Consider the following 25,639-nt stretch of genomic DNA (forward strand, 5'->3'; position numbering starts at 1 on the left):
CCACTTCGCCTATCAAACATGAGTAACATATTCAACATAAGTGGCGTGGAGCGATATCGGCCGATGGCCATTCGACCTGCGCGCAATGCGGCGGTCCCTGTACGCGGCGCGCCGCTGCCATGGACAATGAAGAGGCGGCAGTCTGATGACCGATGCAATGGTGCGGCGGCTTCACGAACGAGAAGAAGGTCGCGTCCGAAACTTCTTCCGCCGACGTCTCAGGAATCGCGAGGATGCGGTCGACGCCACTCAGGAAACGTTCATGCGCATGCTCGAAGCGTCGCGCTCTACTTTGATCGAGAACCCGCAGGCCTATCTGTTCCAGGTCGCCCGTTCGGTGGCGCGGGTCGCATCACAGCGTGCGGCGCGCGAAATGACGATGTTCGTCGCGGAAAGCGAGGGGCTGGAGCACGCCGAGGACAGGCCGATCCAGGACCGCATCGTCAACGGGCGTCAATGCCTGCTGATCATGGCGCGCACGATCGAAGGGTTGCCGAACCGCTGCCAGCAGGTTTTCATCCTCAGCCGCCTGCACGGGCTTGCCAATGGTGAGATCGCCGATCAGTTGGGAATTTCTCGAAATATGGTCGAAAAGCACATCATTCGGGCATTGCTTGAGTGCCGGAAAATGCGCGCCGAGATTTTTTTCTGATCGGACGTCAGGTGGCGTCTTCATTTCAACTCTAAGATGATGTGCGCGCATCCTTGAGATGTCGCTTGCCTGAAATTCATTTCGACCGGAACCGCGATGAACGACAATCGCCAGGACATAGACGATAGCATCCTTCAGTCCGCCGCCGCCTGGGTGGCAAGGCTGCAATCGCGCGACGCGACGATGGTCGATCGGGAGGCGTTCGAGGCCTGGCGCGTCGAGAACCCTGAGCACGCGCGTGCCTACGACGACTTGCGCACGTTATGGGCCGACCTCGAAGACGTGCCGATACCGCCCGAGCGTCTTGGCAGGTTGCGTGCCTTAAGGCGTCGCAAGACAAGCGGTATTGTCGCGCTCTGTCTGACCGCAGGTGTCGCCGCGGTACTGATGACCACGCCCTATGCCGACCGCTGGCGCGCCGATTATTATACCGGCGTTGGCGAAGTTCGCCGTGTGACGCTGGCCGATGGCACGCAGGTCGACTTGAACACCGATACCGCGCTTGCCGTCCGCTTTGACGAGGGGCGCAGACGCATCGAGCTTTTGCGCGGAGAAGCCTTCTTCGACGTGATGAAAGATCCCAGGCGCAGCTTTATCGTCGAGGAGGGCACGATCACAGCGACGGCGCTCGGGACGCACTATTCTGTCAAGGCGGCCACCGGCTCCTTGTCACCGGATGTGCAGGTTGAAGAAGGGCGTGTGCAGGTGTGGACGACCGGGCAGGATGTCGTGCTCGGCGCGGGCGACGTTGCGACGATCGATCGAGAGGGCCGGCTGGCATTGGCAAAAGCCGATGTCGCGGCCCGGGCGGCCTGGCGTGACGGCAAGCTCGTGTTCTCGCGACGCCCGCTGCGCCAGGTGCTGGCGACCCTTGAGCGTTATCGCCACGGCCGCATCTTGCTGATGGACGGTGCCGTCGGCGACCTGGAAGTCTCCGGCATCTTCGACCTTCACGATACCGACGATGCCTTGCGCGTCCTTGAAGCCAGCTTGCCGCTCAGCGTCATGCGGCTGTCGGATCTGATGGTCGTCGTCCGTTCCCGATAAAAAATTTCCGATCGACGTCAGGAGATCGTCGCGCGTGCACTCTTAGACAGCGAGTGGCTGCGCGACGAGCATATGCGCTGCCTCAGAATTCTGTTGGGGATTACGGATGACATCTTTCGAGGCACGCGGATTTCGGCGCCGGCTTTTCTCTCGTTCGGCACTGGCCGGCATTTCCCTCATTGCATGCGCGACGGCGCTGCATGCCGAAACGCCGGTCGGAGCACCCGCATCGGTCTCGTCGTCCCAGCGTGATGTCTCGGTTTCCGCAGGTGCACTGGAAGGGGCACTGCTGAAGCTTGGGCAACAGACAGACTTGCGGCTCTTCTATCCGAGCGCACTAACCCAGGGAAAGCTGACCAAGGGCGTGAGCGGCAAGATGGCCGCCGACAAGGCGATCGCACAGTTGCTGGAAGGCACCGGTCTTAGATATCGCATGACCGGCGCCAAGACCGTTCAGCTCTATGACCCGACCGACGCGACGATCGTAACCGGTGCCGTCGTCAAGAATGGGGCGACGCAACTCGAGAAGATCACTGCGACCGGAAAGCGCGAAGGTGTCGAGGGCATCATCGAGACCGAGGGCTATGTCGCGAAATCCGCCCGCACCGCCACCAAGACCGATACGCCTGTCATGCAGACGCCACAGTCGATGTCGGTCATCAGCCAGAAGCAGTTGCAGGACCTGAAGCCTCAGAACCTGATGGAGGCGTTGAATTACACGCCCGGTGCGCGCGTCGGCCAGTATGGCGCCGAGCCTCGTTTCGATGCCTTCAAGGTACGCGGCATCGACCTTACCCTTACCGGCATCTTCCGCGACGGCCTGCGCCAGATTTCGAGCCCGAACGCCCTCTTCCGCCTGGAGCCCTATGGCGTCGAGGCAATCGCCACCCTGCGCGGCCCGGCGGCTTCGATCTACGGCGCCAGCAGCTCCGGTGGCATCGTCGACATCGTCTCGAAGCGGCCGACCAGCGATCCGCTGCGTGAGGTCGAGGTGCAGTACGGCTCCTACGGCCGCGTGCAAGGTGCCTTCGACTTCTCCGGACCGCTCGACGACGAAGGCACCATGCTCTACCGGATGACGGGCCTTGCCCGCGACGGGCGCACCGAGATCGAGGCGGTGAAGGACGATCGCCTGTTCATCGCTCCGGCCTTCACCTGGCAGCCGGACGAGGGCACCAAGTTCACCCTTCTCGGCGAATACATGGATTCGACGACCGGGGGCACCTGGGGCTACCTCAATCGCTACGGGCCTGACGGCAAGTCGATCGGCGCCATCCCAACCTATGGCGGCGACGCCCGTTTCAACGACTTCACCCAGAAGCAGGCGCGCATCGGCTACGAATTGGAGCATGAACTCAGCGACAGCGTCACGCTCTATCACAAGCTGCGCTATTCCGACATTTCGACGAACCAGGAATGGGTGTTCGACGCCTATCCGGGCCTGACTGTCGAAGACAACACCGGCGTTGCCAGCGACACCTACCTGAAGTTCGATTTTGACACCGGTGCTGCTGCCCACCAGCTCATCGCCGGCGTCGATTACAGCTACATGAAGTACACCTCGCAGCAGGGCAGCGGGCCGGATCTTTTCACCGACGACTTCACTTATGTGCCGGCACTGACGTCGACGCAGAAGCAGTCGCAGAGCGGCATCGGCATCTATGTCCAGGACCAGATCGAGTATGACGCCTGGCGCCTGACGGCGGGCCTACGCCACGATTGGGTGGACAACAAATATTCGGTCGACGGCTCGCCCTTCAATCGGGATGACAGCGAAACGACCGCGCGCGCCGCACTCGGCTACGTCTTGCCGAACGGCCTCATGCCCTATGTCAGTTATGGCACTGCCTTCGTCTCCAACCCAGGCGTCATCATCAACCTTGGCGGGGTCAACCAGGCGGCCATGCCGACGCTCGGTAAGCAGTGGGAAGCGGGCGTCAAGTACGAGATCCCCGGCCAGAACGCGACGATCACCGCGGCGGTCTTTGACATCGACCAGGAAAACGCCACCGTCTACGAGACGTCTTCGGGCATAAACCTCCTGCGTCAGCTCGACCTCAAGTCCCGCGGCTTCGAACTCGAAGGCAACGCTTCGCTCGACAACGGCTGGAGCTTCATCGCCTCCTACTCCTATAATGACGTCGAGATCACCAAGCTGACGTCGGAGACGCTCGGCAACACGCTGAACTCCTCGCCCTATCACATGTTCTCGCTCTGGGCGGATTACGAGGTACAATCCGGCGTGCTTGAAGGGCTCGGCGTCGGTGCGGGTGTCCGTTATGTCGGGTCCAGTTTCGGCGACAACGTTCACACGCCGATCCTCAACAACCAGGCCCGTACCTTCGTCGACGCCTCGGTTCGTTATGACCTCGGTGCCGTTAACCCATCCTTCGAGGGCGTTCGGCTGCAGCTGAACGCCACCAATCTGCTGAACGAAGTCGAGCAGTTGTGCACCACCGGCTTCTGCTACTTCGACGAGGGTCGCAAGGTCGTCGCCAGCCTGCGGTACCGCTTCTGATGGCGCATCGAGAGCGGGCATCCGCGACACCGTCTCCGGTCGCGGTCTTCCTTACGGTCGGCGGCCTTTATGTCGCCCAGAGCGTCATCGGCGGGCTGACGATGCTGGGCCTGCCGGCAGTCCTGCGGGAGCGGGGGCTGCCGCTCGACCAGATCGGCCTGGTGTACCTGACCGTACTGCCCTGGGCGCTCAAATTTCTTTGGTCGCCCTATGTCGAACGGTTCCGCCTGCCGGCCGCCGGCCGCAACCGATCATCGATCATCGTTGTCCTCGGGGGCGTGCTCTGCGCACTCGCCCTGGCGGCGCTCGGCATTCTCGGACCCGAGCGACTGAGCCTAATGCTTGTTTGCCTCGTCTTCATTGCCCTTGTTACGTCCACCGTCGACATCGCTTGCGATGGATATGCGGTGGAAACGCTCGCCAAGGAGCACCACGGTTGGGGCAACGCTGCCCAGGTGGGCGGCGCCTATGTCGGTTCGGCGATCGGCGCGGGATTGTTTCTCGTGTTCGTCGACCGGCTTGGCTGGGCGCCTGCCGTATGGATCATGGCAGCGATCGTGCTCGCCCTTGGACTTCCCTTCCTGCTCGGGCCCGGTCGGCGTGCTTCGAGCGAGGTGCGCGGCCACACACCGTCGCTTGCGGCGGCTCTCAGGCGACCCGAAGTTCGCAAGGGGCTGCTGATGGCTGCCATCTACGTCTCGGCCCAGAAATGGGGGCTCGCCATGCTCGGGCCGTTCCTGATCGACTATGGTTTCAGCCTGGCCGATGTCGGCATCTTGAACGGTCTCGGCAGCATGCTGGTCGGTTTCGGCGGAGCGCTGCTGGGCGGCTTGCTTGTGCGTCTGTGGGGTGCCGGCGTGGTTCTGGTCGGCGCGCTGCTGCTGCAGGTCGTCATGCTGGGCGGTTTTGCCTTCATCGCCTCTCATGGAGAGCTGCCAAGATCGCTGGTGATCACGATCGCTGTTGCCAGTTCGTCCGGCGTCATGGCCGTTGGCTTCGTCGCACTTTACGCCCAGTTCATGGGCTGGGCGGATCCGCGGCAGGCGGGCGTCGACTTCACCCTGTTCCAGTGCATGGACAGTCTCATCAGCATGGCCGGCGGCCTTGGGGCCGGCTGGATCGCCGAGCACTTCGGCTATACGGCTTTCTTCCTCAGTGCCGCGATCGTCTCGACGCTGGCAGCGCCACTGCTTGTGCTTCTCGTGCGCCAGCGTCGTTTGCCACGCCAAGCCGTTGCCTGACGTCGGCTTCCCCCGATCGGTCGGCGTTGAGAACTGGGTCTACGCCGAGCCGCGCAGCATGATCTCGGCGCTCAGCAGAATGCGCTCGTCGGCGGGAAAGGCCTGGTCGGCATTTTCCGTTTCGCCAAGCTTGAACAAGAGAAGCTCGATCGCCAGCCGGCCGATCTCGTTGTAGTTCTGCGCCACGGTGGTCAGCGGGGGGCAGGTGTAGCGCGACAGCGGATGGTCGTCGTGCCCGGCCACGCGCAGGTCGCTGTCCGGTTCGCGGCCGACCTTGACGCCGGACTGGAAGGCCGCCGCGATCACGCCGAAGGCGACGCGGTCGTTGGCGCAGAGCACCGTCTTCGTCGGAAAACCGCCTTCACCCAGAATGCGCAGTGTCTCGTCATAGCCGAATTTTTCGAAGTCCCATGAGGCATTGGGCGCCGTCGGCACGATGACGGGATCCATCTTCAGCTGCTGCATCGCCTCCTCATAGGCGTGCTGGCGGGCCAACGCGTTATTATTGACCGGCGGCATGCCGAAATAGCAGGGCGGCTCGCCGGATCGGCAGAGATAATCGACCATCAGCTTGAAGCTCTGCCGGTTGTCGGTGCCGACGAAGGAGGAACTGCCGTCGAGCGGCGAGTCGACATAGATCAGCGGGATGCTCTGGCCGAGCGAGGTGAGCTTCTGGTGATGGGACTGGACGCCGAGCGGGGCGATGATTGCGCCGGCAACGTTCATCGACTTGAAGGTCTCGATGGCGCGCTCCTCCATCTCCGGCTTGCCGTCCGAGGAAAGGACGAAAGCCAGAAAGCCCGCCTGGTTGGCGATATGCTCGATCCGCCGCGTCAGCGCCATGTAGAACGGGTCGGTGGAATTGGGAACGATGACGCCAAGAATATTGGTTCGCCGCCTGTTGAGATTGACGGCGAAGATGTTGGGCCGGAAGCCCGATTGCTTGATCGCGGCCTCGATGGCGTCGCGGGTCTTCTTGCGAACCGAAGTTGGATCGTTGAAATATTTGGAGACTGTGGGGCGCGACAAACCGACGAACTCCGAAAAATCCTCCATCGTCTTGATTTGTCTGTCCACGGTCGAAGCGCCCTCATTCTTCTTTTGGGTTTCGTTTATAGATTTATTTCCGAGGGATAGGCAGTGTCGACTGCGAAATATTCACGGAATGAACGGCCGGCTCTATCCTTTGCAGGCGGCGAAGTAATCCTCCAGAACCGCGTCGACGGCCGCAATCGCCAGCGCCTTTGCTTGCGGCGGCACTTGACCGTCTCGCACACGCTCGTAACTGCCCGAGAGATACTGGCTGATCAGCGTCTCGGGGATGGTGACGCCATCGAGCAGGCGCAGAAGCTCTTCCACGGTGCTGGCGACCTTCGGGTGCGGCCAATAATAACGGATGCGGTCGCTGTAGGAGAAATGGCGCTGAAGGCGCAGTGCATCGGGTGAGCCGTGATAATATTTGCCCCAGTTCGCCGGCTCCTCGCGCATGACCTCTTCGGTGATCTCGGCCAGCGTCTTCGACCGTGCATCGGGAAAAAGGAACGCGGCGATCTGGTCGAGCCCGTAAAGGGCCTCACGCAAAGCAAATGTCAGGCCGGGACCGACCTTGAGGATGGCAAAACCATCGGCCACCAGGTCGCGAAGCGCCTCTTGCGTTTGATAGTCGGTGGAGTGTGCCTCGAAGATGAGACCGTCGAGCTTCGTCAGGCTAGCGCTCAACTTGGCGGCCTTCGGCCTGTCATAGGCAATGACGTTCTCGTTGCCGAATTCGACGCCGGGCTGGACCACCGCGCCGACGACACGCGCAAAGGCCTCGCCGGCACCGGCATGCTCGAACGCCTGGCGGTGAATGGCGACGGTCTCGACGGCTGCTTCCGGTGCCGTGACTTCCAGCGTGTCCAATTCCTCGAGCGCGCCACCGGGGACCGGAACTTCGGTGCCGATGATATAGACCGGGGCGATGCCATCGCGTCCACGGATAGCGTCTTCGGCGGCAGCGGCAAGCCTCGCGGCGCGTAACGCCGTCGTTGCGTCGGGAAGCGCTATCGGTTCGCCTGCGCAGCCCATGCTGGTGTCGAGATGCAGCTTCGTGAAACCGGCCTCGGCATAGGCGCGGATCATCGCTTCGGCCTTCGCCATCGCTTCATCGGCCGGCAGATGCTTCCAAGGATTGGGGCCGAGATGGTCCCCGCCGAGGATGATGTTTTCGATCGGAAAGCCGGTCTTTGCGGCGATCTCTCCGACAAAGCCGGTGAAGTCGGCCGGCGTCATGCCGGTATAGCCGCCGTCCTGGTTGACCTGGTTACAGGTGGCCTCGATCAGTAGATGGGTGCCTTCCTTCAGCGCCCGCAACATCGCGGCCTCGATGACCAGCGGATGCGCCGAGCAGATCGAGGGGATGCCACGCAGACCCGGACGGTCGCGCCACTGGGCGATATCGATCAGATAGTTCGGTCTCATGGTCTTCAATCCTTTCGCGCGCTGATGAAGGCTTCCAGTTCCGCTCTCGTCGACGCGCCTTCCATCGGGCCGGAGATCATTACGGCGCGGGCGCCGGAAGCATTGGCAAGCTCGAGCGCGTCGCGGGGTGTCGCACCGTTCAGCCAGCAGGTGACGAAGGTGGCACCGAAGCAGTCGCCCGCCCCGGTCGGATCGACCTCTTCGACCGCAAAGCCGGGGAGGGTGAATGCCGTTTCGGCGTCGTAATAGCTGGCACCATCGGCGCCGCGCTTGACGACGACGACCTTGATGCCGGAGGCGAGGAGTTCTGCGATGGCCTCAGCCTCGCTCTTCGCCTGCGTGAACAGGAAGAGTTCGGCCCCGCTCGGCAGGAATACGTCGGTCTTGGCAAGGACCGATCTCAGCGCCTCGCGCATCCCTGGGCTTTCGAGGATTTCTGCCCGAAGGTTAGGGTCGAAGGAGACCGTGCCGCCTGCCGCCTTGACGATGTCGATCGCCGCCAGAATGCTCTCGACCACGCTCGGCGCGTAAAGCGACGACCCCATGACATGCATGTGGCTGCAGCTTTGAGCGAGCGCGATCGCCTTCTCATCGAGGCGAATGGTGCCGCAGGCGCTGTCACGGATGTTGAAGACGAAAGCCCGGCTGCCGTCATGGCGATAGCGAACGAAGGCGCTGCCGGTCGTGGCGAGTGCATCGACCTCGATGCCGGAAATATCGACGCCGTCCGCCTCAAGGCGTGCGAGGTTGACGTGACCGAAATCGTCGCCGCCGACGCGGGAAATGATCGCGCTCGCCTGGCCGAGCTTGCCGACCTGATCGATGAAGATGGCCGGTGCGCCGGAGGGGAAGGGGCCGACCAGCGGTGTTGCCTGCCGGAAGCCGTCGCCTTTTTCGGTGGCGATGATCTCGACGAGAATCTCGCCGATCGTCAGTATCTTGTGCATGGGTCTGTCACTCGTGTCGGGTCAGCGCTTTGCCTGCTTGGCGCGAACGTCGAGCCAAACGGCGACAAGGATCACGAGGCCCTTGACGATGAGCTGGTAGAAATAGGGGACGGAAAGCATGTTCATGCCGTTGTTCATCACGCCGATGATCAGCGCGCCGATGAGCGTGCCGACCATGGTGCCGACGCCGCCGGCAAGCGAGGTGCCGCCGAGAACGGCCGCGGCAATGGCATCGAGCTCGTAGCTCATGCCCGCATTGGTCTGGGCGGAGAAGAGCCGCGAGGAGAGCAGCACGCCGCTGATCGCTGCCATGACGCCGGAGATCATGAAGATGATGATCTTGAGGCGGTCGACCTTGATGCCCGAATAGATCGCCGCTTCGCGGTTGCCGCCGGTGAGATAGGCACGGCGACCGAAGCTCGTCTTGCTGAGCACGATCTGGTTGATGACGAAGAGCACGGCAACGACCCAGATGATAATGGGCAGGCCGAGGAAGCTTTCAGTGCCGATGGCGGTCCAGGTGGCGTTGTCGATCATCGCCGGCGCGCCGTTTGTCGGCAGGCTGACGAGGCCGCGATAGATGCCCATGGTGGCGACGGTGACGATGAACGATGGCAGCAGGAGCTTCGCCGTCAGCACGCCGTTGAGCATCCCCATCAGCGCGCCCGCGATGAGCGTCACGGCGAGGGCCGGGCCGAAGCCGAGCCCGAAGGCGAAACATTGCGCCCCGACCATGCCGGCCACCGCGATGATCGAGCCGACCGACAGGTCGATCTCGCCGAGCAGGATCACCCAGGTCATGCCGAAGGCGGCAATGGCGATCACGGCCACCTGCTGCAGGATGTTCATGAAGTTGACAACCGACATGAATCGCGGATTGAGGAAGGAAAAGATGATGCAGAGCATCACCAGCGAGAGAAAGATGCCGCCATATTGCTTCAATGCCCTGACGAGGGCGGCCTGGGCTGCAGTTTGCTGGGTCATGATTGGAAACCTGTCGCGTGCGCCATGATCGTTTCGGGAGTGAGCTCGGTGCCGGCAAGGGTCGCGCCGAGCACGCCCTCATGCATGACGACGACACGGTCGCTCATTCCGAGCACCTCCGGCAGCTCGGAGGAGATCAGCAGGATTGCCGTTCCTTCGGCCGCCAACTGGCGGATGATCTTGTAGATTTCGAATTTCGCGCCGACGTCGACACCGCGCGTCGGCTCGTCGAGGATCAGCACCTTCGGCCGGGTTAAGAGCCATTTGGCGAGCACGATCTTCTGCTGGTTGCCGCCGCTTAAAGCGCCCGCAGGCGTGTCGAGCGAGCGCGTCTTGATGGCAAGCCGGCCGACTTCGGCCGCCGCTGCCTTCCGCTCGGCGCCGCCACGAGTGAAGCCGAATGGACCGGTGAAATCGGGAAGGGCCGCCATGGAGATGTTCCATTCGACGCTGTGCCCGAGTACGAGACCCTCTTCCTTGCGGTTCTCGGTGACGAAGCCGATGCCGCGGCCGATCGCTTCGGCCGGCGAGCGGAAGCGCACGTCCTGGCCGTCGAGCCGAACCGTGCCGCTGGCATTCTTCATGCCGAAGAGCGCATTCATGACCTCCGAGCGGCCGGAGCCGACCAGGCCGAAGAAACCGAGGATTTCGCCAGCGTCGACCTTGAAGGAAATATCGGCGAATTCGCCGTCGCGCGTCAGGCGCTCGACCGCAAGCACCGGCCGCTGATCCGCGGCACTCGCCTTCGACCGGTCATGGATGGGTGGGGGATAGATCTCGTCCATCCGGCGCCCGACCATCAGGGCAATCAGCGCCTCGATCGTGACGTCGTTGCGATCATGGGTGGAGACATACTCGCCATCGCGGATGACGGTGATGTCGTCGCTGAGCCGCATGATCTCTTCCATGCGGTGGGAAATGTAGATGACGGCGACGCCACGGCTTTTCAGCCGGCCGATGATGTCGAACAGGATCTCGGCCTCGCTGTCGCTGAGCGACGAGGTCGGCTCGTCGAGAATGACGACCTTTGCGTCGTGGCTGAGCCCCTTGGCGATCTCGACCAATTGCCGCTGGGCGATCGAGAGATTGCCGACCTTCTCGGTGACATCGATCGGCAGGCCGAGTTCAGCGACGATGGCTTTCGCCTTGGCAACGAGCGCCGTGTCGTTGATGAAGCCGAACTTGCGCGGCTCGCGGGTCGCAAGGATGTTCTCCGCCACCGTCAGGTTGTTGCAGAGGCTCAGTTCCTGAAAGACGATCGCAAGCCCCAGGGCTGACGCCTGCTGTGGGTTGGCGGGGCGAAAGGGTTGATCGTCGAGGGTAATCTCGCCTGATGTCGCGCTGTGGACGCCGGCAAGGATTTTCATCAGTGTCGATTTGCCGGCGCCGTTTTCGCCGAGCAGCGTATGCACGCGGCCGCGGCGGACATCGAGCCGCATGCTCTTCAGCGCGGCGACCTGCCCGAAGGATTTTGTGACATTGCTGATCTTGAGAACGGTGTCCGTGGTCGAACCATGCATGGCGGCCTCCTTGGATCGCGCCGAGAAGCGTCTCCGGAGCTACAGCGCCGCACGTCTTGTCAGACGCGAAAAGATCGCTGCAGCCTTTGAATTGCTGCATGTTTTTATGCAGCAGGCAGGAGACGTTCGTCGTATGGGTGCCGCCGCCCTTAGGCGGCGGCTGTCCTGGGAGGACTTACTTCGCGGTATAGACGCCGGGCACGATCGGCTGTTCGGCCGGAACCTGTTCGCCGGCGGCAACCTTGACGGCGGTGTCGACCGCCTGCTTGCCCATCTGATCCGGGAACTGCTGGATCACACCGACCATCACCGGGTTGGTGTCGACCGCATCGCGGGCTTCCTTCATGCCGTCGAAGCCGATGACCTTGACCTGGGTTTCGAGGCCCGCCGCCTTGACGGCGACGGCAGCGGCGAGCGCTGCGTCATCGCCGAAGCCGAAGATACCGGTAATGTCAGGGTTGGCCTGGAGCATGTTCTGGGCGGCGGCAAGCGCTTCGGCGCGGGTGATGCCGGTCTGGATGGCGACGATTTCCATCTCCGGATGCTTGGCGATCGCTTCCTTGAAGCCGTTGACGCGGTTCACCACCGACTGGACCGTCGGGTAGTCGATGACGGCGACCTTGCCCTTATTGTCCAGGACCTTCGCCATCAGTTCGCCGGCCTTGACGCCGCCGGTGAAATTATCGGTGCCGATATGCGAGGTGACGGTCGCGCCATTGGCGGGTACGTCGACGGTGATCACCTTGATGCCGGCCTTCTCGGCCTTTTCGATCGCGGCGCGCACGCCCTGGCTATCGACCGGCGAAATGACGATGACGTCGACGCCCTTGACGATGAAGTCCTCGACGTCGGCGAGCTGCTTGTTGAGATCCTGGTTGGCGATCGCAACTTCGAGCGCGACGTTCTTCTCTTTCGCCTCGGCTTTCATCGCATCGGCAAGCTCGATGTAGAACGGGTGCTGCTGGGTCAGAAGCGAGGCGCCGATGCCTTCGGCCGATGCGGCCGTTGCAATCAGGGTCAGTGCCGTGCCGGCGACAAGCGCCTTGAGAATACGGGGCATGTTCATGGGTTTCCTCCCTGGAAACGACGTGGGCCTTTGGTCTTGGCGGCCAAGCAGGAGGGCCCTCCCATCACCGTCTTGGCGATGCCGTAAAAACCACAAAACTTTTCGCGCGTCAACTTTTAAAAATACGCGATGAAAATATTAACAGGGTAGCGCGAGAAATTTTACCACCTCTCGCCTGGTGGTCGGCAGTGAATTCGGCGGTCGGGCGGCGAAGCGAAAACCTGCTAAATGGCGCAACCGCCTTTCCGGAAAACGTTTCCAAGGAGAGGGCACGTGCTTGCAATTGGACAAAAATGACGGGAACCTTTGGCGCGACCGTGCATCTAATGCTGCGGGAGGCCCGGTCATGACACATATTCGACCAAGCACGATTGCGATAACGGACGCGACTGCGGACATGGAACTGGCGCGCCGGGCGATCGCACGTGACGGGCAGGCCTTCATGACGATCATGCAGGTTCACAACCAACGCCTCTATCGTATTGCCAGGGGCATCATTCGAAACGACAGCGAAGCGGAAGACATCGTGCAGGAAGCCTATGTGCTTGCCTTCGCGCATCTCGCAAAGTTTCGTGGCGAGTCGTCGCTTGGCACCTGGCTGTCACGCATCGTCATCAACGAGGCGCTCGGCCGGTTGCGCACGGGGCGCCGCAAGGCCGACGTGCTTCGCCCGATCGGTGACAGCCACGACGCGACGGTCATTCAGTTTCCTCTGCCGGCAAGCGTCGACGATCCCGAACGCATGATGGCGCAGCGACAGATCCTCAACCTGGTGGAACGGGCGACCGACAACCTGCCCGATATCTACAGAACCGTGTTTGTTGCGCGGGTGATCGAGGGCCTGAGCGTCGAGGAGACGGCCGACCTGCTTGGCCTGCGCCCGGAGACCGTCAAGACGCGGCTGCATCGGGCCCGGCATCTCGTGCGCAAGCAGTTGCATGAACAGATCGGCCCGGTACTGCTGGACGCTTTTCCTTTTGCCGGGCGACGCTGCGCGCGATTGGCGGCATCCGTCATGGGGCGACTTGGCCTTTCCAACTGATTTGCGGGAACCTTTCCGAGCAGGCGGCATCCAATGGCTGTCAACTGCAAACAGATCCCGCGCCACGCGCGCCGGATGAGGGAGGAAACCCATGAACATGCGACCAATGACTGCGCTTGCCACGCTTTGCCTGCTCGGTCTTGCGTCCCTGGCACAGGCGGCAGACAAGCCGACCGATCCGCAGATCGCTCATATCGCCTATACGGCCGGAGTGATCGACGTGGAAAACGCCAAGCTCGCGATTTCGAAATCCGGCAACAAGGCTGTCGTTTCGTTCGCCGAAGACATGGTGCGCGACCACGAGGCGGTGAACACACAGGCGCTCGACCTCGTCAAGAAGCTCAAGGTGACGCCGGAGGACAACGATACCAGCAAGGCGCTTTCGAAAGCGGCCGAGGATGAACGCGCCAAGCTTGCCAAGCTCGACGGTGCAAGTTTCGACAAGGCCTATGTCGACAATGAAGTCGCCTACCACAAGCAGGTGAACGGAGCGCTGGAAACCCTGCTCATTCCGTCGGCCAGCAATCCCGAACTCAAGGCACTGCTTGAGACCGGCTTGAAGATTTTTCAGGGTCACCAGCAGCATGCCGAGCATGTTGCCGCGTCGCTGAAGTAGGCGCGGCCATGCGATCCAGATTTCATCTCATTGCCATTGCCGGGCTCCTGCTCGGCAATGGCGCCGGTGACGTGCGTGCGGAGACAATCCGCGTGACGGTGGAAAAGATGGCATTCGTCCCCGCACAGATCCAGGCGCGGGTGGGCGACACGATCGAGTGGATCAACAAGGATATCCTCGTCCATACCGCGACCGTGAAGGACGGCTGGGAAGTCTTGATCCCGGCCAAGAAGACCGCAAGCCTGGTCGTGCGAGAGGTGGGGCAGGTGGATTATTATTGCCGCTTCCATCCCAACATGAAGGGACGCATTTCGGTGACGAAACCTTAGTGCCGAATGCATCCGCTATGCCTGGGTGACTTGCTTTTGTCGGTCCACGCACCAGTTTCTCCTCTGTATCGGCAACAGGTGCCATCATGATCAGAGAACGCAAGGCGATGCTGGTTCGTGTCAGCGGAAGGGTGCAGGGCGTCAGCTTTCGCATCTGGACCCGCCGAGAGGCCGAGCGTCTTGGCGTGACCGGCTGGGTGCGCAACGAGCGCGACGGATCGGTGGCGGCGATGATCGTCGGCTCCGATGCCGCCTTGGCAAACATGGTCGAGCGGCTCTGGATTGGGCCGGCGGCAGCCTCAGTCGTCAACGTCGAAACCGAACCGGTCGCCTTGCCCGATCCGGTACAGGGGTTCCAGATCACTGGATAAAAGACAGGCAAGACCGGCGCGACGCGGTTGCTGGCAGGCGCTTGCCGCTGACGTCGCGGTGACAAGAATTACTGCGGTGACCCGATGGCTCAGGCCGGTTGGCCGAGGGCTCCGGCTTTTTGCGAGGCTTGTTCGGTTTTGACCTTGCCATAGGCTCGAAGGAAGGTCTTCACGGCGTTGCGGGCCGAGGTCTGCAGCTGTTCTTCCGTTGGCGCTTCGCCGAAAAGGCTGATCATCTGCATATCCGCCTTGATCAACGCCAAGAATTGCCGCGCGGCCAGATCGAGATCGTCGATCTCGAGCGGGGCAGCGTGTGCAAGCCGAGCAAACAGCGCCGACAGCGCCGTATCGATCTTGCCCGGGCCCTGTTCGCGCCAGATCTTGATGAGTTCGGGGTATCGCTCCCCCTCGGTCTCCACCAGCTTCTGGATGAACTTGCCGTCCTGGTTGCAGATGCAGTTCCTGTTGAGGCGCACGGCAAAGGCGGTGAGGTCGTCTTCGAGATTGTCGGCCCGCTTCGGAAAGGTCGCGAGGATCGAAAACAGCGCTGCGTTGGTGCGATCCAGGATATCCTGCACCACCGCCATGAATAGCGTCTCTTTTTCCCGATAGTGATTGTAGATCGTTTGTCTGGAAACGCAGGCTTCCGCAGCGATCTCGTCAATGCTGGCGCCGGAAAAACCCTCGCGGCAGAAGACCTCTGCGGCCGCATCGAGGATCGAGACGCGTTTGGCGCATTGACCCTTCTGGGTGGGGCCACCGGCGGTCGGCATGGCGGCTTGTCGTTTTTTCATGGTCCGACGATAGGACATGTTGACCGGTTGGACAATAGTGTCTAATTTGACATCTGTGTCCAAAATTATGGACTATGTAGGTCAGCGCAGGATGCGTCTCCCAGACGTTCGATCCTGGCACGACCGACTCATTCCAGTTTCAATCCCGGCGGCAACGAATGCAGGCGCGCATCCTCGTTCGTTTCGCGACCTCTGAAAGATCATCACCATGACGGCGTCCTTTCTACGCACTGCCATAGTCCTCGGTCTGATTTCAGCGATCGGGCCCTTCGCGATCGACATGTACCTCCCCGCACTACCATCGATCGGCAAGGATCTTGCCGCGGAGACCGGTGTCGTGCAGCTCAGCCTGCTCGCCTTCTTCATTTCCTTCGCGATTTTTCAACTCGTCTACGGCCCTTTGTCGGACATGTGGGGCCGCAAGGCGCCGCTCTATCTCGGTATCGGCCTGTTCGCGCTGGCCAGTATCGGTTGCGCGCTCGCGACCGATATCGAAACCCTCATCGTTTTCCGCTTCCTCCAAGGTATCGGTGGCGCGGCCGGCATGGTCATCCCACGCGCTATTGTTCGTGACATGCACACCGGCGTACAGGCGGCACGCCTGATGTCGCTGCTGATGCTGGTGTTCAGCATCTCGCCGATCCTGGCGCCACTGACCGGCAGCGCTGTCATCGAGTTCTACGGTTGGCGCGGCGTGTTCTACGCGGTCATGATCGCAGCCTTCATCGGCCTAGTCCTGCTGTCGACGCAACTGGCCGAGACGCGGCCGAAGAAGGACAGGGCCGACAGCAATTTCGGTACGGCAATCGCCGCCTACCGGCTGCTTCTGAGCGACCGGAACTTCCTGACGCTCACCTTCATCGGCGGCCTCGGCATTTCGAGCTTCCTCGTCTATCTCGCGAATTCGCCCTTCGTGCTGATCGACCACTACGGCCTGACGCCGACGCAGTACAGCTTCGCCTTCTCGATCAATGCGGTGTCGTTCTTCGCGGTTTCGCAGGCAACGGGTTGGCTCGGCGATCGTTTCGGCCTCGTCCGTGTCATGCAGCTTGCCGTCGCCGGCTTTGCCTTGACCATGGCCAGCATGTTCATCGTCATGAGCTTCGGCTTCAATCAGTTGCCGGTGATGGCCGCATTCCTCTTCGTCGGCTACGGCGCTCTCGGTCTGGTCATTCCGACTTCCGCGGTGCTGGCGCTCGAGGATCACGGCGAGATTGCCGGTACGGCATCGGCGCTGATGGGAACGTTACATTTCGTCACGGCTGCCGTTGCCATGATCGTTGCCGCCGTCTTCTTCGACGGTACTGCGCTGCCGATGGCCGCCGGCATTGCGATCTGCGCCGTCAGCGCGTTCCTGCTGACGCAGGCAACCATCGGCCGCAGCCGCGTGGTGCCGGCGGAATAACGCCATCCTCGCCTCGCAGCGTTGAAACACCGCGGCCGGTGAAGACCTTCTTGTCTTCACCGGCCGTTTTGCTATTGGCCCTGCAGTTGAGCGCGACGCGCCCGTCAGAAATCCCAGTCTTCGTCTTCGGTCGCGACCGCCTTGCCGATGACATAGGACGAGCCCGAGCCGGAGAAGAAGTCGTGGTTCTCGTCGGCGTTCGGCGACAGCGCCGACAGGATCGCCGGGTTGACCTTGCAGGCGTCGGCCGGGAAGAGGGCCTCGTAGCCGAGGTTCATCAGCGCCTTGTTGGCGTTGTAGTGCAGGAACTTCTTCACGTCCTCGGTGAGCCCGACGCTGTCGTAAAGCGACTCGGTATATTTCGCCTCGTTGTCGTAGAGTTCGAGCAGCAGGTCGAAGGCGAAATCCTTCATCTCCTGCCGACGCTCATCGCTTAAGCGCTCCAGGCCCTTCTGGAACTTGTAGCCGATGTAGTAGCCGTGCACCGCTTCGTCGCGGATGATGAGGCGGATCATGTCGGCGGTGTTGGTCAGTTTGGCGCGGCTCGACCAATACATCGGCAGATAGAAGCCGGAGTAGAACAGGAAGCTCTCGAGGAAGACGCTGGCGATCTTGCGCTTCAACGGATCCGTGGTGCGATAGTGCTCGAGAATGAGCGCCGACTTCTTCTGGAGATGCTCGTTTTCCTCCGACCAGCGATAGGCGTCATCGACGTCGGGAGTCGAGCAGAGCGTCGAGAAGATCGAGGAATAGGAACGGGCGTGCACCGCTTCCATGAAGGAGATGTTGGAATAGACCGCTTCCTCGTGGGGCGTGATCGAATCCGCCATCAGGGTTGGCGCGCCGATGCTCGTCTGGATCGTGTCGAGCAGGGTCAGGCCGGTGAACACGCGGATCGTCAGTTGTTGCTCTTCCGGCCTCAACGCGGCCCAGGAGGGAATGTCATTCGACAGCGGTACTTTTTCCGGCAGCCAGAAATTGCCGGTGAGCCGGTTCCAGACCTCGAGGTCCTTGTCGTCCTCGATACGGTTCCAGTTGATGGCGCGCACGGCCTCTGAGCGCTTGGGCGCCTTGGTCTTCACTTGGATGTTCATCTTGTTCCCCGGAATATCACAGCGCGCAGGAGACGCAGCCCTGCACTTCCGTGCCGGACAGCGCCATCTGACGAAGGCGGACGTAGTAGATCGTCTTGATGCCCTTCTTCCAGGCATGGATCTGCGCGCGGTTGATGTCGCGGGTCGTCGCCGTATCCTTGAAAAACAGGGTCAATGACAGGCCCTGGTCGACATGCTGGGTCGCCGCCGCATAGGTGTCGATGATCTTTTCCGGACCGATCTCGTAGGCATCCTGATAGTAGTCGAGATTGTCGTTGGTCATGAAGGCGGCCGGATAATAGACGCGGCCGATCTTGCCTTCCTTGCGGATTTCGATCTTCGAGACGATCGGGTGGATCGAGGAGGTCGAGTGGTTGATGTAGGAGATCGAACCGGTCGGTGGCACCGCCTGCAGGTTCTGGTTATAGAGGCCCGAGGCCATCACGGCCTTCTTGAGATCCTGCCAGTCTTCCTGCGTCGGGATCTGGATCCCTGCGGTTTCGAAGAGCTCACGCACCCGCTCGGTTGCCGGCTTCCATTCCTGTTCGGTGTATTTGTCGAAATAGTCGCCAGAGGCGTATTTCGAGTTCTCAAAGCCCTTGAAGCTCGTTCCGCGTTCGACCGCGATGCGGTTCGAGGCGCGGATGGCGTGGTAAGTCACCGTGTAGAAATAGATGTTGGTGAAATCGATACCTTCGTCCGAGCCGAAATAGACGCGTTCGCGGGCGAGATAGCCGTGCAGGTTCATCTGGCCGAGGCCGATCGCATGGCTGTCGTCGTTGCCCTTCTCGACGGAGGGAACCGAAGAGATGTGGCTCATGTCGGAGACCGCCGTCAGCGCCCGGATCGAAGTCTCGATCGTCTTGCCGAAATCGGACGAATCCATCGCCGCGGCGATGTTCAGCGAACCGAGGTTGCAGGAAATGTCCTTGCCCATGTGCTTGTAGGACAGGTCGTCATTGTACTCGCTGGCTTCGCTGACCTGCAGGATTTCCGAGCACAGGTTGCTCATGGTGATGCGGCCGGCGATCGGGTTGGCGCGGTTCACCGTGTCTTCGAACATGATGTAGGGATAGCCCGACTCGAACTGGATTTCGGCCAGCACCTGGAAGAACTCGCGCGCCTTGATCTTCTTCTTGCGGATCCGGCTGTCAGCGACCATTTCCCGGTATTTTTCCGTGACCGAGATGTCGGTGAAGGCAACGCCGTAGACGCGCTCCACGTCATAGGGCGAGAACAGGTACATGTCCTCGTTGTTCTTGGCGAGCTCGAAGGTGATGTCGGGAACGACGACGCCGAGCGATAGCGTCTTGATGCGGATCTTCTCGTCGGCGTTTTCCCGCTTGGTATCGAGGAAGCGCATGATGTCCGGGTGGTGGGCGTTGAGATAGACGGCGCCTGCGCCCTGGCGCGCGCCGAGCTGGTTGGCATAGGAGAACGAATCTTCCAGCAGCTTCATGACAGGAATGATGCCCGACGACTGGTTCTCGATCTGCTTGATCGGCGCGCCCGCCTCGCGGATGTTGGTGAGCGACAAGGCAACGCCGCCGCCGCGCTTCGACAGCTGCAGCGCCGAATTGATGCCGCGCGCGATACTCTCCATGTTGTCCTCGACCCTCAGCAGAAAGCAGGAGACGAGCTCGCCGCGCTGCTTCTTGCCGGCGTTGAGGAATGTCGGGGTCGCCGGCTGGAAGCGGCCGGAGATGATCTCTTCGACCATGTCGCGCGCCAGCGCTTCGTCACCGCGCGCCAGCGTCAGCGCCACCATGCAGACGCGGTCCTCGTAACGTTCGAGGTAGCGCTTTCCGTCGAAGGTCTTCAGCGTGTAGCTGGTGTAGTATTTGAAGGCGCCGAGGAAGGTCGGGAAACGGAACTTCTTTTCATAGGCGTGATCGAACAGGTCGCGCACGAAGTTGAAGGAATACTGGTCGAGAACCTCCTGCTCGTAATAGCCCTCGACCACGAGGTAGTCGAGTTTCTCGCGCAGGTTATGGAAGAACACGGTGTTCTGGTTGACGTGCTGCAGGAAGTACTGCTTTGCCGCCAGCCGGTCCTTGTCGAGCTGTATCCGGCCGTCCTCGTCGTAGAGGTTCAGCATTGCGTTCAGCGCGTGGTAATCGAGCGCCGCTTCCGTCGCCTTCAAAGGGCGTTCGAGTGTTGAGACGTCCAAAATCGTTCCATCCCGTTTTTGACATTGGCGACGTCCTCATCGGTTCCCAACAGTTCGAACCGGTAGAGATAGGGCACCTGGCACTTGGCCGAGATCACGTCGCCGGCGATCCCGTAGGTCGCGCCGAAATTGCTGTTGCCCGCGGCAATGACGCCGCGGATGTGGGAGCGGTTGTCCGCATCGTTCAGAAAGCGGATCACCTGTTTGGGCACGGCGCCCTTGCCGTCGTCACCGCAATAGGTCGGCACGACGAGCACATAGGGTTCCCTAACGTCGAGCGGCGCATCGGCCGCGCTGACGGGAATGCGTCTGGCGCGCAGGCCGAGCTTGCCGACGAAGCGATGGGTGTTTTCCGAGCGGCTGGAGAAATAGACGATCAGCCCCATCGCGCCGTACCTCAGCTTTAGGAGAGCGCGCTGATCTTGTCGGGGCGGAAGCCTGCCCAATGCTCCGGACCGGCAACGACGACGGGAAGCTGCATGTAGCCGAGGCCCTTGACCGTCTGGAGCGCGTCCTCGTCGATCGAGATGTCGATCACCTCATAGTTGACGCCCTGGCGGTCGAGCGCGCGGTAGGTTGCGGTGCATTGGACGCAGGCGGGCTTACTGTAGACGGTGACGTTCATTTCTTCCTCGTTTGGTCGGCTTGATCTGGGCATGAAAAAGCATACGGACGCGCAAACGCGATCCGGCAAAATGCAGGGCTGGCATGATTACGGCTTGCTCGGATCGAAACGACCAAAGCACGTGGTTTCGTCAGATGCGCGGGTTCCCGCGCCTCTTCATTGGCGAGTGATAGGAATTCGATGACGCGGACATGACTTCACCCCGAAGTTGAAGACGGCGCTTCCGGGGGGACGTCGAGACGATCAGGCAGGTTTCATCCTGCCTCAAGCACACCTCTGACCTCTCCGGACACCCCGCCCGTGGACGTTTATCGATCGAGGCAGGTCTCCTGGCTCACGGGTCGGTGCTTTTGTCCGGACCTTCCCGAAGCCTCATGCTTCAGTGGCCGAATGCTGGACAGTCGCTCGCCGTTTACAGTTGCGGGGGCAGCCACGGCTTAGCCAAGCGAAATCGCTACGACGCACCGTATTCCCATCTTCGCTCCCAATCCTTGCGAATCGGAAGAACCTCGAACACTAGATATAGTATATGTCGGGAAAATCACGTCAATAGGTTCCATGCCGCAGCAGCCTGGGAGAGCGGACAATATTTTTCGAGTGTGGATAACGGGGAGTAAACGACGGCGCAAGAGGCCGGCAAGATCGGTCCGCCCCACGTTGCGGCCATCGACCACGCCAAGCGACAGCACGAGTTGTGCCGACGCCGCCTGAAGCCCGAGATCGAACTGTTGCGGCGCCCGCACCAGATCGACGTGCAGTCAGGCGACCGGCAGCGCCGTCGGTATGTTGTCGCCGATTGCGCCGAAATAGGTTGCCGGCACGATCGTCTTCGACAATGCCGCCGCAAAAGCGGCAAGATCAATCGCACAAAGAAGTGCTTACGTCTCTATTTTGCTTCTCCCGTAGGCTTGCGAGGCTTGAGGCGGCGGGATGCGGCACGTCGCGATCTGGTCCGCGAGACGAGGGCGCGTTGCCCGGATCAGAAACCGCTACGCGCTGCCACGGAACGGCAAGGTCGCCAGCGCGCGCCCGGATACCTTCATTGTCGCGCGTGAGACCGATGTCTCTCAGCTGGAATTCGCTGAATGCATCGATGGTCGTGGTGGCGTCGGCAGCTCTCTTGGTCACGCTCAAGACATGGCGGATGATCGATCGCAGTGCGCTAAGCATTGCTAACCCCTTCATTTCTGCGGTGATGTGTTCGCCAGAAAATTGAGGATTTTGATGGTTTCGCGCAAAGCGATTTCTCGCATGCTGGCATAAAGAATGCTTATCTCAGGACATGAGCAAGATTCCCCCCATGAGCGCGGTGCGCGCGTTCGAAGCCGCAGCCAGGCACTTGAGTTTCACCCGCGCGGCGCAGGAGCTCGGCATGACGCAAGCCGCCGTCAGCTATCAGATCCGCTTGCTCGAGGATCGCACGGGCACGCCGCTCTTTGTCCGTCTGCCGCGGGAGGTGCGGCTGACGGATGCCGGACGGCAGCTTGCGCCGAGGGTGACCGAGGCGCTCGATCTGCTGGGTACGGCCTTCTCCGAGATTGCCGATAAGACCGAACATCACCTCCACATCTCGGTGCTTCCGACCGTCGTCTCAAGTTGGCTTGGTTCCAGGCTCGCCTCGTTTCAGACAGCCCATCCAAACATCAGCATTCGCGTGCACATGTCCACGGAGCTGATCGACTTCAAGCGCGATGCGATCGATCTCGTGGTGCGCAGCGGCAACGGCGACTGGTCGGGCAATGACGTGTTTCCTCTTTTCCCGATCGAATACATGCCCGTTTGCACGCCGAGGTTCCTGGAAAAACATCAGCTGAAGGATCCGGCCGACGTTCTCAGGGTGAGGCGCTTCGGCAACGCCAGCTGGTGGCGGCGCTGGATGACCGAAGCGGGCGTGGAGCCGCCGGTCAGCAACGGCACTGAACTGATCTTCGACGTCCAGGCGATGGATGTGGCGACGACATTGCTCGATCATGGCATTGCCATGGTCGTCTCGACCTTTCTGATCGAGGAGCTTCGAAGCGGCAAACTCGTTCGGCCCTTCAATCATATTGTTAGGGACGGCCGTGCCTATTGGCTGGTCTACCCGCAAAGCCAGCGGCGGCAGAAGAAAATCCAGGCTTTCCGCGACTGGATCATTGCCGAAGCCGCCGCATCGAATGTGCTGCTGGCCGCCGTGGCCGGAGAGCTTCCCTCGGCACGGTCTCAAGCCGGCATCGGTGCGAGCGCGCTCATAAGACCTGAATAGGATTTGCTGAGCGGCGGAGCATAGGAGCCGCGCTTGCTGGTCGTCAGTCCTTGTGACACCAACGCCTCGGCCTGCTTGACGGCTGCCGATACGCCATCGATGACCGGAACGCCGTATTCGGCTTGAAGTGCGCGCGCAAGATCGGCCATCCCGGCGCAGCCAAGCACGATCGCCTCGGCGCCGTCCTCAACGAGCGCCAGCTCGATTTCGCATCGCAGCTTCGCCAACGCGGGCGAAGCCTTGTCCTCAAGCTGCAGCACCGGGATATCCGCAGCGCGAACCTTCGTCCGGGCACCCATCCCATAGCGTATGACCAGGTTCTCGATAAGCACACGCGACCGCTCGAGTGTGGTCACGACGGTGAAACGCTGGGCAAGCATGGCGGCCGTCGCCACAGCGGATTCGCAGAGCCCGACCACGGGGATGCGGGCGAGCGCGCGGGCCGCTTCCAGACCAGTATCGTCGAAGCATGCGATGACGGCGGCGTTGGCGCCTGCCGCTTCGCCGTCCCGGATTTCGGTGAGCAGGCCTGGAAGCGCGATCGCGCCGTCATAGTGGCCTTCGATCGAAGCCGGTCCGGACTTGGACGTCCTCGCGATGATCTCCGTGTTTAGGCCCGCGACGGCGCGGGCTGCGGCCGCCGCCTTCTCGGTCATGGATTGGGTGGTGTTCGGATTGACGATCAGAATGCGCATCGAACCTAGCTCATTTTTGCCTGCCGCCGACGAAGCGTCAGAATGACGGCAAGCGCGACGAGGATGATGGTGAAGGAGAAGAGCGTCGTGACCGTGCCCAGCGCGTAAAGCACTGGCGTCGTCACATTGGTGGTCATTCCGTAGATTTCCAATGGCAGGGTGTTGTAGCTGCCCGAGGTCATCAGCGTGCGGGCGAACTCGTCGTAGGAAAGCGTGAAGCCGAAGAGGCCGACCCCGATCAGGCTCGGCGCTATCATCGGCAGCACCACATGCCGAAACGTCTGCCACGGGGTGGCGCCGAGATCGCGGGCCGCCTCTTCATAGGCAGGCGAAAAGCGGTTGAAGACGGCAAACATGATCAAGACGCCAAAGGGCAGGGTCCAGGTAAGATGTGCGCCGAAGCCGGAGGAATACCAGGCGGGCTTCAGGCCAAACTGCTGGAAGACGACACCGATCCCGAGCGAGATGATGATCGAGGGCACGACCAGGCTGGCAACGGTCAGGTAGAAGAGGGCCGTCGCCCCCTTGAAGCGGTGGCGAAAGGCGAGGCCGGCAAGCAGCGCCACGACGACATTGACCACCATCACCATCAGTCCCAGCGTGAATGAGCGGCGGAAGGACGCGCCGAAGTCGCCGACCGCCTGTTTCTCGAAGAGATTGTAGAACCAGTGCAGCGAAAGTCCGTTCAACGGAAATGTGAGACCGCCATTCGGCCCCTGAAAGGACAGGATCAGCACCGCCGACAACGGCCCGTAGAGAAACAGCACGAACAGGGCGAAGAAGCCCGCGAGCAGGTAGAATTCCAGGGTGCGCCGCTCATGGTTCATCTCATAGTTCCTTTCGGATATCGACGACCCGAAGGATCGCGGCGACCATCAGGAGCACGACGATCAGCAGCACGACCGCATTGGCGGCCGCAGCCGGATATTGCAGCAGTGACATCTGGTTCTTCATCATCAGCGCGACCGAAGCGCTCTGTCCTCCCGACATAACTTGAACCGTCGAGAAGTCGGCCATGACGAGGGTGACGACGAAGATCGAGCCGATGGCGATGCCGGGCTTGGCGAGTGGCAGGATGACGTTCCAGAGCACCTGCCGGCCGCTGGCGCCGCAGTCGCGCGCCGCTTCGATCAGCGAACGGTCGATGCGCATCAGCGTGTTGAAGATCGGCGTCACCATGAAGAGCGTATTGAGGTGAACCATGGCAAGCACGACAGCAAAATCGGAATAGAGCAGCCACTCGATCGGTTGCGGAATGATGCCGAGGTCGATCAGCGTCGAATTGACGAGGCCATTGCGTCCAAGCACCGGGATCCAGGAGATCATGCGGATGATGTTGGAGGTTAGAAACGGTACGGTGCAGATGAGGAAGAGCACCATCTGCATGGTTGTTGTGCGCACGTGGAATGCGAGGAAATAGGCGACCCAGAAGCCGATCAAGAGTGTGAGGCACCAGACGAGGGCGGTGAATTTCAACGTGTTGAGATAGGTCTTCCACGTCACCCACGAACCGAGCGTGTCGACATAGTTCATGGTCAGGAAGTCCGGATAAAGCCCGGCAAAGTCGTAGTCCCAGAAGCTGACGACAAGAATGGTCAGGATCGGCAGCACGAAGAAGAACCCGAGAATGAGGATGAGCGGCAGCGCCTGCAGATAGGCGCCCAGCCTTTGCAGCCTAGCACGGACACTGCTGGGTCTACCGGCCTCGGCCTCCGATGGCTGCGAAATTGCCACTACCGCCATTGTTCATCCTCTCGCGTTGCTAGTCAGATCCCGCTCGCTGCGGTCGGCCCCATTCGAGGGCGCGCCGCAGCGAGG

The 25,639-nt window shown here is 61.4% G+C and carries 24 protein-coding genes and 1 riboswitch; of the genes, 10 read left to right on the plus strand and 14 right to left on the minus strand.

Annotation, left to right across the window (positions count from 1 at the left end):
- Positions 1-157: 157 nt before the first annotated feature.
- The 4 genes from AC244_RS24135 to AC244_RS24150 all read left to right on the plus strand — a co-directional run bounded on the left by AC244_RS24135 (position 158) and on the right by AC244_RS24150 (position 5,458).
- The gene (locus AC244_RS24135; protein WP_234717022.1) at positions 158-652 is read left to right on the plus strand and encodes a sigma-70 family RNA polymerase sigma factor; all 495 of its coding nucleotides are present in this window, start codon (positions 158-160) and stop codon (positions 650-652) included.
- 96 nt (positions 653-748) lie between these two features.
- Positions 749-1,699, plus strand: a complete 951-nt coding sequence (locus AC244_RS24140) for a FecR family protein (protein ID WP_053251366.1) — start codon at positions 749-751, stop codon at positions 1,697-1,699.
- A gap of 106 nt (positions 1,700-1,805) precedes the next feature.
- On the plus strand, positions 1,806-4,217 hold the full coding sequence (locus AC244_RS24145; RefSeq protein ID WP_053251367.1) for a TonB-dependent siderophore receptor: 2,412 nt from the start codon (positions 1,806-1,808) through the stop codon (positions 4,215-4,217).
- Positions 4,217-5,458: an MFS transporter gene (locus tag AC244_RS24150; RefSeq protein ID WP_053251368.1), complete on the plus strand. Its 1,242-nt coding sequence runs from the start codon at positions 4,217-4,219 to the stop codon at positions 5,456-5,458. Before AC244_RS24145 ends, AC244_RS24150 begins: the two co-directional genes overlap by 1 nt.
- A 39-nt stretch (positions 5,459-5,497) precedes the next feature.
- On the opposite strand, the gene AC244_RS24155 is transcribed toward AC244_RS24150, so the two are convergent.
- The 6 genes from AC244_RS24155 to AC244_RS24180 form a co-directional block, all read right to left on the minus strand.
- A complete protein-coding gene (locus AC244_RS24155; protein WP_053251369.1) occupies positions 5,498-6,514 on the minus strand; it encodes a LacI family DNA-binding transcriptional regulator in 1,017 nt (338 codons plus the stop codon).
- Positions 6,515-6,637: 123 nt separating this feature from the next.
- Positions 6,638-7,918 carry a D-tagatose-bisphosphate aldolase, class II, non-catalytic subunit gene (locus AC244_RS24160; RefSeq protein ID WP_053251370.1) on the minus strand — a complete coding sequence of 427 codons (1,281 nt, stop codon included), beginning with the start codon at positions 7,916-7,918 and terminating at the stop codon, positions 6,638-6,640.
- 5 nt (positions 7,919-7,923) lie between these two features.
- Positions 7,924-8,865, minus strand: a complete 942-nt coding sequence (locus tag AC244_RS24165; RefSeq protein WP_053251371.1) for a sugar kinase — start codon at positions 8,863-8,865, stop codon at positions 7,924-7,926.
- 21 nt (positions 8,866-8,886) lie between these two features.
- Positions 8,887-9,849 carry an ABC transporter permease gene (locus tag AC244_RS24170; protein WP_053251372.1) on the minus strand — a complete coding sequence of 321 codons (963 nt, stop codon included), beginning with the start codon at positions 9,847-9,849 and terminating at the stop codon, positions 8,887-8,889.
- Entirely contained in the window at positions 9,846-11,369 is a 1,524-nt protein-coding gene (locus tag AC244_RS24175) for a sugar ABC transporter ATP-binding protein (protein WP_053251373.1), read from the minus strand. Before AC244_RS24175 ends, AC244_RS24170 begins: the two co-directional genes overlap by 4 nt.
- Positions 11,370-11,544: 175 nt before the next feature.
- Positions 11,545-12,435, minus strand: a complete 891-nt coding sequence (locus AC244_RS24180) for a substrate-binding domain-containing protein (RefSeq protein WP_053251374.1) — start codon at positions 12,433-12,435, stop codon at positions 11,545-11,547.
- 346 nt (positions 12,436-12,781) lie between these two features.
- On the opposite strand from AC244_RS24180, the gene AC244_RS24185 reads away from it, so the two are divergent.
- The 4 genes from AC244_RS24185 (at position 12,782) to AC244_RS24200 (ending at position 14,793) form a co-directional block, all read left to right on the plus strand.
- Positions 12,782-13,477 carry an RNA polymerase sigma factor gene (locus tag AC244_RS24185; RefSeq protein ID WP_053251375.1) on the plus strand — a complete coding sequence of 232 codons (696 nt, stop codon included), beginning with the start codon at positions 12,782-12,784 and terminating at the stop codon, positions 13,475-13,477.
- Between the two features lie 91 nt (positions 13,478-13,568).
- Positions 13,569-14,093: a DUF4142 domain-containing protein gene (locus AC244_RS24190; RefSeq protein WP_053251376.1), complete on the plus strand. Its 525-nt coding sequence runs from the start codon at positions 13,569-13,571 to the stop codon at positions 14,091-14,093.
- 8 nt (positions 14,094-14,101) lie between these two features.
- On the plus strand, positions 14,102-14,422 hold the full coding sequence (locus AC244_RS24195) for a cupredoxin family copper-binding protein (RefSeq protein ID WP_053251377.1): 321 nt from the start codon (positions 14,102-14,104) through the stop codon (positions 14,420-14,422).
- Between the two features lie 86 nt (positions 14,423-14,508).
- Positions 14,509-14,793, plus strand: a complete 285-nt coding sequence (locus AC244_RS24200; RefSeq protein ID WP_053251378.1) for an acylphosphatase — start codon at positions 14,509-14,511, stop codon at positions 14,791-14,793.
- Between the two features lie 89 nt (positions 14,794-14,882).
- On the opposite strand, the gene AC244_RS24205 is transcribed toward AC244_RS24200, so the two are convergent.
- Positions 14,883-15,587, minus strand: a complete 705-nt coding sequence (locus AC244_RS24205; protein WP_053251435.1) for a TetR/AcrR family transcriptional regulator — start codon at positions 15,585-15,587, stop codon at positions 14,883-14,885.
- A gap of 208 nt (positions 15,588-15,795) precedes the next feature.
- On the opposite strand from AC244_RS24205, the gene AC244_RS24210 reads away from it, so the two are divergent.
- Positions 15,796-16,992, plus strand: coding sequence for a multidrug effflux MFS transporter (locus AC244_RS24210; RefSeq protein WP_053251379.1), 1,197 nt, complete (start codon positions 15,796-15,798; stop codon positions 16,990-16,992).
- A 104-nt stretch (positions 16,993-17,096) separates the two neighbouring features.
- Here the strand turns inward: AC244_RS24210 and nrdF are convergent, their stop codons facing one another.
- Genes nrdF through nrdH form a run of 4 tightly spaced genes read right to left on the minus strand, consistent with a single transcriptional unit; the run spans position 17,097 to position 20,881 of the window.
- Entirely contained in the window at positions 17,097-18,086 is a 990-nt protein-coding gene (nrdF, locus tag AC244_RS24215; RefSeq protein WP_053251380.1) for a class 1b ribonucleoside-diphosphate reductase subunit beta, read from the minus strand.
- A 16-nt stretch (positions 18,087-18,102) separates the two neighbouring features.
- Positions 18,103-20,256 (minus strand): class 1b ribonucleoside-diphosphate reductase subunit alpha, encoded by a 2,154-nt coding sequence (gene nrdE, locus AC244_RS24220; protein WP_053251381.1) that lies wholly within the window; start codon positions 20,254-20,256, stop codon positions 18,103-18,105.
- Positions 20,226-20,642: a class Ib ribonucleoside-diphosphate reductase assembly flavoprotein NrdI gene (nrdI, locus tag AC244_RS24225; protein WP_053251382.1), complete on the minus strand. Its 417-nt coding sequence runs from the start codon at positions 20,640-20,642 to the stop codon at positions 20,226-20,228. The genes nrdE and nrdI overlap by 31 nt, the downstream gene beginning before the upstream one ends.
- Before the next feature lie 17 nt (positions 20,643-20,659).
- Complete coding sequence (nrdH, locus tag AC244_RS24230; protein WP_053251383.1) at positions 20,660-20,881, minus strand: glutaredoxin-like protein NrdH; 222 nt, start codon at positions 20,879-20,881, stop codon at positions 20,660-20,662.
- 301 nt (positions 20,882-21,182) lie between these two features.
- Positions 21,183-21,408: riboswitch (cobalamin riboswitch) on the minus strand.
- A 773-nt stretch (positions 21,409-22,181) separates the two neighbouring features.
- Between nrdH and AC244_RS24240 the strand changes: the two genes are divergently transcribed.
- The gene (locus AC244_RS24240; RefSeq protein ID WP_053251385.1) at positions 22,182-23,126 is read left to right on the plus strand and encodes a LysR substrate-binding domain-containing protein; all 945 of its coding nucleotides are present in this window, start codon (positions 22,182-22,184) and stop codon (positions 23,124-23,126) included.
- Here AC244_RS24240 and AC244_RS24245 read toward each other — a convergent pair.
- Genes AC244_RS24245 through AC244_RS24255 form a run of 3 tightly spaced genes read right to left on the minus strand, consistent with a single transcriptional unit; the run spans position 23,084 to position 25,564 of the window.
- Positions 23,084-23,821, minus strand: coding sequence for an aspartate/glutamate racemase family protein (locus AC244_RS24245; protein WP_053251386.1), 738 nt, complete (start codon positions 23,819-23,821; stop codon positions 23,084-23,086). The genes AC244_RS24240 and AC244_RS24245 overlap by 43 nt on opposite strands.
- 5 nt (positions 23,822-23,826) lie before the next feature.
- The gene (locus AC244_RS24250; protein ID WP_053251387.1) at positions 23,827-24,648 is read right to left on the minus strand and encodes an ABC transporter permease; all 822 of its coding nucleotides are present in this window, start codon (positions 24,646-24,648) and stop codon (positions 23,827-23,829) included.
- A 1-nt stretch (position 24,649) separates the two neighbouring features.
- Positions 24,650-25,564 (minus strand): ABC transporter permease, encoded by a 915-nt coding sequence (locus AC244_RS24255; RefSeq protein WP_053251388.1) that lies wholly within the window; start codon positions 25,562-25,564, stop codon positions 24,650-24,652.
- Between the last annotated feature and the right edge of the window lie 75 nt (positions 25,565-25,639).

Source organism: Ensifer adhaerens, from assembly GCF_001270265.1.
Lineage (GTDB): Bacteria > Pseudomonadota > Alphaproteobacteria > Rhizobiales > Rhizobiaceae > Ensifer > Ensifer adhaerens_B.